The 1,281-nt window shown below is 67.3% G+C and carries 2 protein-coding genes; both read right to left on the reverse strand.

Going from position 1 to position 1,281, the window contains the following annotated elements:
- Positions 1 to 40 precede the first annotated feature (40 nt).
- A complete protein-coding gene (locus ADL01_RS21390) occupies positions 41 to 913 on the reverse strand; it encodes an IS3 family transposase (RefSeq protein ID WP_053743647.1) in 873 nt (290 codons plus the stop codon).
- On the reverse strand, positions 910 to 1,218 hold the full coding sequence (locus ADL01_RS21395; protein WP_053743648.1) for an IS3 family transposase: 309 nt from the start codon (positions 1,216 to 1,218) through the stop codon (positions 910 to 912). The genes ADL01_RS21390 and ADL01_RS21395 overlap by 4 nt, the downstream gene beginning before the upstream one ends.
- Positions 1,219 to 1,281 lie beyond the last annotated feature (63 nt).

Here is a 1,281-nt window from a genome sequence, read left to right on the forward strand (position 1 = left end):
TGAGCTTGTTCCGCTTTGACGGACACCATCGGTGTGGTGGTCAGGCTGCGAGTGCGGTCTCGTATTCGGCGGGACTGCGATAGCCGAGGCTGCTGTGCAGCCGGTGCAAGTTGTACCAGCCCTCGATGAAATCGAAGATCGCGGTGCGGGCGGCGGCCCGGCTGGGCCAGGAGACGGCGCCGAGCAACTCCCTCTTGATGGTGGCGAAGAACGACTCGGCGAGTGCGTTGTCCCAGCACTGTCCGGTGCGGCCGACCGACAGACTCACCCCCAACTGGTCTGCCAGCGCGGCGAATTGCTGGCTGGTGTACTGACAGCCACGATCCGAGTGAAAGATCACCGGCCGGGTGGGACGGCGCTTTCGACAGGCGGCCGTGAGGGCATCGGCGACCAGATCGGTCCGCAGGTGGTCGGCCGTCGCCCAGCCGACCACGCGACGGGAGGCGATGTCGATGACCGTGGCCAGATAGAGCCAGCCCTCCTCCGTGGCGATGTAGGTGATGTCGCCGCACCAGCGGGCATCCAGGCCGGCGGGGTCGGGCTGGAAGTCCCGGACGACGAGATCGGGCCGCAGGGCAGCCCGTGGATCGGGGATCGTCGTCAAGTGCCGTCGTCTGCGGTGTCGGCCCTGCAGTCCGGCAGCCCGCATCAGCCGCGCGACACGTCGTCGGCCGCATCCGGCGCCTGCCCGCTTGAGCACGGCATGGACGCGCGGGGCGCCGTAGGTTCCCCTCGATCGCGTGTGAACGTCGGCAATCTGTTCCGCCAGTTCGGCGTCACGGACTGCGCGGGGACCAGGCTTGGCAGCCCGGCGGGCATAGAAGGCGGTCCGGGAGACCTTCAGCAGCTCACACGCTCGTTTGACGCTGTGACCTGCACGCTTCTCCGCCTCGATGAACGGGTGCACCGTCACCGGGTCTCCTTCGCGAAGAAAGCCGTGGCCCGCTTGAGGATGTCGACGTCCTCACGCAGACGGCGGTTCTCCCGCCGCAGCGCGGCCAGTTCCTCGCGTTCGCTGCTGGTCAGGCCGTCCCGCTCGCCTGCATCGACCTCGGCCTGCTTCACCCAGTCACGCACCGCGGTCTCGGTCAGATCGAAGTCCTTGGCGATCTGACCGACCGAGCGGTCACCGCGTCGGCACAGCTCGACGATCTCCGCCTTGAACTCCGGCGTGAACGAGCGACGAGGGCGAGGCTTCTTCTTCCCCATGCTCTCCATGATGGACATCCTCCCGGGGCTGAACCCCTGATCTCGGATGTCCGTCAAAGCGGATCAAGCCCA

It is taken from the genome of Streptomyces sp. NRRL WC-3618 (assembly GCF_001280005.1).
GTDB lineage: Bacteria > Actinomycetota > Actinomycetes > Streptomycetales > Streptomycetaceae > Streptomyces.

Bases quoted from the DNA above. Each gene is read 5' to 3' on its own strand.
- ADL01_RS21395 (WP_053743648.1), bottom strand. From the start codon at position 1,218: ATGGAGAGCATGGGGAAGAAGAAGCCTCGCCCTCGTCGCTCGTTCACG.